At 64.9% G+C, this 6891-nt stretch carries 4 protein-coding genes; 3 read left to right on the top strand and 1 reads right to left on the bottom strand.

Annotated elements, in window-relative coordinates; translation table 11 throughout:
* The first annotated feature begins 278 nt into the window (after positions 1-278).
* The 3 genes from ON40_RS29245 (at position 279) to ON40_RS29235 (ending at position 5814) form a co-directional block, all read left to right on the top strand.
* Entirely contained in the window at positions 279-4241 is a 3963-nt protein-coding gene (locus ON40_RS29245; protein WP_040828099.1) for a DNA-directed RNA polymerase subunit beta', read from the top strand.
* Between the two features lie 224 nt (positions 4242-4465).
* Positions 4466-5242 (top strand): Uma2 family endonuclease, encoded by a 777-nt coding sequence (locus tag ON40_RS29240; RefSeq protein WP_169541916.1) that lies wholly within the window; start codon positions 4466-4468, stop codon positions 5240-5242.
* Between the two features lie 104 nt (positions 5243-5346).
* A complete protein-coding gene (locus tag ON40_RS29235) occupies positions 5347-5814 on the top strand; it encodes a PaaI family thioesterase (protein ID WP_040828111.1) in 468 nt (155 codons plus the stop codon).
* A gap of 61 nt (positions 5815-5875) precedes the next feature.
* Here the strand turns inward: ON40_RS29235 and ON40_RS29230 are convergent, their stop codons facing one another.
* A complete protein-coding gene (locus ON40_RS29230; protein WP_040828110.1) occupies positions 5876-6880 on the bottom strand; it encodes an aldo/keto reductase in 1005 nt (334 codons plus the stop codon).
* Positions 6881-6891 lie beyond the last annotated feature (11 nt).

Raw genomic sequence — 6891 nt, 5'->3', positions numbered from 1 at the left:
CCAGTCCCTGTGCCTGAACGTGGAGGTGCTGTCCTCGGACGGCGCGGCCATCGAGATGCGCGACGGCGACGACGAGGACCTGGAGCGGGCCGCCGCGAACCTGGGCATCAACCTGTCCCGCAACGAAGCCGCCACGGTAGACGATCTGGCGCAGTGATTTTGGTCCCGTTCCCCCTGCTCACCCGGCCGCGCGCCGGGCGAGCAGGGCGGTCGGGGCACCTGTTCACGACGATTGAGAACTTGCTCGAAATCAATCCCGACAGGGGAAAGGAAGTTACGTGCTAGACGTCAACTTCTTCGATGAACTCCGGATCGGCCTGGCTACCGCCGAAGACATTCGCAACTGGTCTTTCGGCGAGGTCAAGAAGCCGGAGACCATCAACTATCGCACGCTCAAGCCGGAGAAGGACGGCTTGTTCTGCGAGAAGATCTTCGGTCCCACCCGGGACTGGGAGTGCTACTGCGGTAAGTACAAGCGCGTGCGCTTCAAGGGCATCATCTGTGAGCGCTGTGGCGTCGAGGTGACCCGCGCCAAGGTGCGTCGTGAGCGGATGGGCCACATCGAGCTGGCCGCCCCGGTCACCCACATCTGGTACTTCAAGGGTGTGCCCTCGCGTCTGGGCTACCTGCTGGACCTGGCGCCGAAGGATCTCGAGAAGATCATCTACTTCGCCGCCTACGTCATCACCGCCGTCGACAACGATCTGCGCCACAACGAGCTGTCCACGCTCGAGGCGGAGATGGAGGTCGAGAAGAAGGCCGTCGCCGATCAGCGCGACGCCGATCTCGAGGCCCGCGCCCAGAAGCTCGAGGGCGATATCGCCGAGCTCGAGGCCGAGGGCGCCAAGTCCGACGTGCGCCGCAAGGTCAAGGACGGCGGCGAGCGGGAGATGCGTCAGCTGCGCGACCGCGCCCAGCGCGAGCTGGACCGGCTGGACGAGATCTGGACCACGTTCACCAAGCTGGCTCCCAAGCAGCTGATCGTGGACGAGGTGCTGTACCGCGAGCTGCAGGACCGCTATGGCGAGTACTTCACCGGTGCGATGGGCGCCGAGGCGATCCAGAAGCTGATGGAGACCTTCGACATCGCGGCCGAGGCCGAGAACCTGCGCGAGACCATTCGCACGGGTAAGGGCCAGAAGAAGCTGCGTGCGCTCAAGCGACTGAAGGTCGTCGCCGCGTTCCAGACCAACGGCAACTCGCCGATGGGCATGGTTCTGGACGCTGTTCCGGTGATCCCGCCGGAGCTGCGCCCGATGGTTCAGCTCGACGGTGGCCGTTTCGCCACCTCCGACCTGAACGACCTGTACCGCCGCGTGATCAACCGCAACAACCGCCTCAAGCGACTGATCGATCTGGGTGCGCCCGAGATCATCGTCAACAACGAGAAGCGGATGCTGCAGGAGTCCGTGGACGCGCTGTTCGACAACGGCCGTCGCGGCCGCCCGGTCACCGGTCCCGGTAACCGCCCGCTGAAGTCCCTGAGCGATCTGCTCAAGGGTAAGCAGGGTCGTTTCCGGCAGAACCTGCTCGGTAAGCGCGTCGACTACTCCGGCCGTTCGGTCATCGTCGTCGGCCCGCAGCTCAAGCTGCACCAGTGCGGTCTGCCCAAGCTGATGGCGCTGGAGCTGTTCAAGCCGTTCGTGATGAAGCGTCTGGTCGACCTGAACCACGCGCAGAACATCAAGTCCGCCAAGCGGATGGTCGAGCGGCAGCGGCCGCAGGTGTGGGATGTCCTGGAAGAGGTCATCGCCGAGCACCCCGTGCTGCTGAACCGCGCGCCCACCCTGCACCGTCTGGGTATCCAGGCCTTCGAGCCACTTCTGGTGGAAGGCAAGGCGATCCAGCTGCACCCGCTGGTGTGTGAGGCGTTCAACGCCGACTTCGACGGTGACCAGATGGCCGTGCACCTGCCGCTGTCCGCGGAGGCGCAGGCCGAGGCCCGCATCCTGATGCTGTCCTCGAACAACATCCTGTCCCCGGCCTCGGGTCGTCCGCTCGCCATGCCCCGTCTGGACATGGTGACCGGCCTGTACTACCTGACCCGCCTGCAGGAGGGCGCGAAGGGCGAGTACCAGGCGGCCACCAAGGACGCGCCCGAGCAGGGCGTGTACTCCTCGCCGGCCGAGGCGCAGATGGCCGTGGACCGCGGTGAGCTGACCGTCCGGTCGCAGATCAAGGTGCGGCTGAACGATCAGCGTCCGCCGCGGGCGATCGAGGCGGAGCTGTTCCCGCAGGGCTGGCAGCCCGGTGACGCGTGGACCGCCGAGACCACCCTGGGCCGTGTGCTGTTCAACGATCTGCTCCCGGCGGACTACGCGTTCATCAACGAGCCGATGCCCAAGAAGCGTCAGGCGACGATCATCAACGATCTCGCCGAGCGTTACCCGATGATCGTGGTCGCGCAGACCGTCGACAAGCTCAAGGACGCCGGCTTCTACTGGGCCACGCGTTCGGGTGTGACGGTCTCGATGTCCGACGTGCTGGTGCCGCCGGAGAAGGCCGACATCATGGAGCGGTACGAGGGTCTGGCCGACGGGATCGAGAAGAAGTACCAGCGTGGTGCGCTCGATCACCAGGAGCGGAACAACGCGCTGGTCAAGATCTGGCAGGAGGCCACCGAAGAGGTCGGTGCCGCGCTGCGCCGCCACTACCCGGCCGACAACCCGATCATCACGATCGTCGATTCGGGCGCCACGGGTAACTTCACCCAGACCCGTACCCTCGCCGGTATGAAGGGCCTGGTGACGAACCCGAAGGGTGAGTTCATCCCGCGGCCGATCAAGTCCTCCTTCCGTGAGGGCCTGACGGTTCTGGAGTACTTCATCAACACCCACGGTGCGCGAAAGGGTCTGGCCGACACCGCGCTTCGTACCGCCGACTCGGGTTACCTGACCCGTCGTCTGGTGGACGTGTCGCAGGACGTCATCGTCCGCGAGACCGACTGTGGCACCGAGCGCGGCATCCTCGTCGCGATCGCGGAGAAGCAGGCCGACGGCTCGATCATCCGCGACGCGCACGTCGAGACCAGCACCTACGCCCGGACGCTGGCCGCCGACGCGCTCGACGCCAAGGGCAACGTCGTGGTGGAGAAGGGTCACGATCTCGGCGACCCGGCCATCGAGGCGCTGCTCGAGGCAGGTGTCACCGAGGTGAAGGTCCGCTCGGTGCTGACCTGCACCACCGGCACCGGCGTGTGCGCGACCTGCTACGGCCGCTCGATGGCGACCGGCAAGCTGGTCGACATCGGTGAGGCCGTCGGTATCGTCGCCGCGCAGTCCATCGGTGAGCCCGGTACCCAGCTGACCATGCGTACCTTCCACCAGGGTGGTGTCGCGGGTGACGACATCACCGGCGGTCTGCCCCGTGTGCAGGAGCTCTTCGAGGCTCGTGTGCCCAAGGGCAAGGCGCCGATCGCGGAGGTCTCGGGCCGGATCCGGCTCGAGGACGACGACCGCTTCTACAAGATCACCATCATTCCGGACGACGGTTCGGACGAAGTGGTCTACGACAAGCTGTCGAAGCGTCAGCGTCTGCGGGTGTTCAAGCACGACGACGGCTCCGAGCGTCTGCTCGCCGACGGCGATCACGTCGAGGTCGGCCAGCAGCTGCTGGAGGGTTCGGCCGATCCGCACGAGGTGCTGCGCGTGATGGGTCCGCGTCAGGTACAGGTCCACCTGGTCCACGAGGTCCAGGAGGTCTACCGGTCGCAGGGTGTGTCCATCCACGACAAGCACATCGAGGTCATCGTCCGGCAGATGCTGCGGCGCGTCACGATCATCGATTCGGGCGCGACGGAGTTCCTGCCCGGTTCACTGGTGGAGCGTTCGGAGTTCGAGGCGGTCAACCGCCGCGTCATGGCCGAGCACGGCGATGCCGCGTCGACCGCGTCGGGTCGTCCGGTGCTGATGGGTATCACCAAGGCGTCGCTCGCGACCGATTCGTGGCTGTCGGCGGCCTCCTTCCAGGAGACCACCCGCGTGCTCACGGACGCCGCGATCAACTGCCGCTCCGACAAGCTGATCGGCCTGAAGGAGAACGTGATCATCGGTAAGTTGATCCCGGCCGGTACCGGCATCAACCGTTACCGCAACATCCAGGTGCAGCCGACCGAGGAGGCCCGCGCGGCCGCCTACGCGGTGCCGTCCTACGACGACACCTACTACACCCCGGAGGGCTTCGGCCAGACCACGGGTGCAGCGGTCCCGCTGGACGACTACGGTTTCAGCGACTACCGGTAATCCGGTAGGAGACAACACAATCCGCCCCGCCTCGGTTATCCGAGGCGGGGCGGTTGTCGTATGCGTGGGGCTCGTAGGGGTGTGCGGTTGCATAGTTGTCAGATTGGACCAGTTTCATTGCGCCCCTGCATATTTTGATACCTTGGCAATGTAATCTATTGTACCGCAACAGCATTCGCATTCAATGGTGTGGACCATCGCTGATGTGGCTGTATGCTTCGGGCATGCTTGCCGACATGATGCGATCGCCTCGGGAACCTGAGATGGACCGCCGTGAGATCGTCGAGCAGCTGCGTGAGGGGTTGGCCAAGTTGGCTGCGAATCCTGATTCATCGCGCATCTATACCCGTGAAGAGTTGTTGCGGGAGGTTTTTTTCGACCGGTACCCTGCTGCTATGGCCGTCGCTGCGCACGATCAACCCGAGGAACCGATTCGCTCGCGGTTGGTGTCGCTGCCAGTGCCTCCGCCCGAAGGGTTTACCGCCGCTGACCTGCCTCGCCTGATAGAAGTGGTCGACGGCAGCTTCGAGTTGGAGGATGGACAAGTCGTGATGATGGCCCCTGCCGATCCATGGCATGACGAGGTCAGGGATGCCTTGAAGGCCGCCTTGCGGCAGATTGCGCCACAGGATGTCGTGGTGCTGTCGGAAAAGGCCATCGAATTGGGGGCATCTGCACCCGAACCAGATTGTCTCGTGGTGTCTCGCTCGGCCTTCGGCCCGCATACATGGGTCTACCGGCCCGACGATGTGCACCTCGCCGTCGAGATCGTCTCACCCGGTACGAAGACCAAGGACCGCAAACTGCGGCCCGTGCAATACGCCGAAGCGGGCATCAAATGCTTCTGGCGGGTGGAGAACGAGGACGACGAAATGGTCGTCTACGCCTTCGAATTGCTTCCCGAGGGTGGTCAGTACACGCCCAGTGGTGTCTTCCGCAAGCAACTGCGCCTCGATCGCCCGTTCCCGATCGACGTTGAACTACCGGAAATCACCTGGTGACCAAAGGCTGCTCGGCGAGTGGAAGGAGCAGCCTCACCCATGGACAACGTTCTGCATTCGCTGTATGAAAAGTAGAACGTGTTTCACTTGGGATGGGAGTAGCTGTGGACAGCGCCGTGGGCGATCTGGTGTGGGGCGGGTTTCAGAAGTTGGGGTTCATCCAGTACGCGGGGATGGAGAACGTCGAGTATCGGGAGGGGTGCAACGTCGTGCAGATGGCGCCCAAGCCCGAGCATCTGAATCACAACGGTGATCTGCATGCGGCGATGTTGTTCGGGCTGGCCGAGACCGCGGCCATGGGTACGTCGATCTCCGGGATCGTGGATCTGATGGGGGATGCGTTCATCGTCGCGCGGGACGGGCGCATCGAATATCTGGCGCGGGCCAAGGGGGAGGCGGGTCCGATCCGCGCTACCTCGGAGTTGAGCGCCGAGGGGTTGAAGCAGATGCGCGAGGACATTCTGGCGGGCAACCCGGTCGAACTCTCCGTGCCGGTGGACATCACCGACAACACCGGAAAGTCCGTCGCCGCGGCAACTTTCACGGCCGTCATCCGCCCTCGTCGCAAGTAGAACGTCGCTCGGTCCTCGTCCGAACGTTCGGACGAGGACCGAGCTGTGCGGCGCCGAAAGCTCAGCTCTCGCTGTCCAGCATCGCCATCTGCGCGGGCGCATACCGTTCACCCGCGACCTGATCAGCGGGTACGGCCGCTTCGATCGCGGCGAGTTCGTCGGGCGACAGGGTGATGTCGAGTGCGCCGATCGCCTCGGTGAGGCGGTCGCGACGGCGTGCGCCGATCACGGGGACGATGTCGCGGCCCTGCGCCAGGACCCAGGCGATGGCGAGTTGTGCGACGCTCTTCCCGCGGCTGTCCGCTATGGCGGCCAGTGCATCGACCAGCCGCAGATTCGTCGCGAGATTCTCGCCCTGGAACCGCGGGCTGAACGCGCGGAAATCGCCCGCGGCGAAAGGCCGGTTCCCGCGCAGCGAATCGCTCAGCAGTCCGCGCGAGAGCACACCGTAGGCGGTGATCGAGGTGCCGAGTTCGCGGGCGGTCGGCAGGATCGATGCCTCGATACCCCGGGAGATCAGCGAATATTCGATCTGCAGGTCCGCGATCGGATGTACGGCTGCCGCGCGGCGCAACGTATCGGCTCCGACCTCCGACAACCCGATGTGTCGCACGAATCCGGCCTGCACCATCTCCGCGATCGCCCCGATGGTGTCCTCGATCGGCACGTTCGGATCCAGCCGCGCGGGCCGGTAGACGTCGATGTGGTCGACGCCGAGTCGTTGCAGGGAGTATCCCAGAAAGTTGCGGACCGCCTCGGGCCGCGCATCGGTGCCGCCCCAGTTGTTGTCCGGCCCCCGCAACGCGCCGAACTTCACGCTGAGCAGATAGTCCTCGCGTTTGCGATCGGCGAGGGCCCGCCCGATCAGCATCTCGTTGTGGCCCATGGCGTAGAAGTCGCCGGTGTCGATCACGTTGACGCCCACGTCCAGGGCGGCGTGGATGGTGGCGATGGATTCCTGTTCGTCGGCATGGCCGTACGAGCCGGACATTCCCATACCGCCGAGACCGATGCGCCCGACGGCCGGCCCGGCCGCGCCGAGCTGAACTTCTTCGATGGTGGTCATGCCGTTCATCG

This window comes from Nocardia jiangxiensis NBRC 101359 (genome assembly GCF_000308615.1).
Taxonomy (GTDB): Bacteria; Actinomycetota; Actinomycetes; order Mycobacteriales; family Mycobacteriaceae; genus Nocardia; species Nocardia jiangxiensis.
The sequence above is the reverse complement of the archived record's forward strand: the minus strand, read 5'-3'. Positions and strand labels throughout refer to the sequence as shown.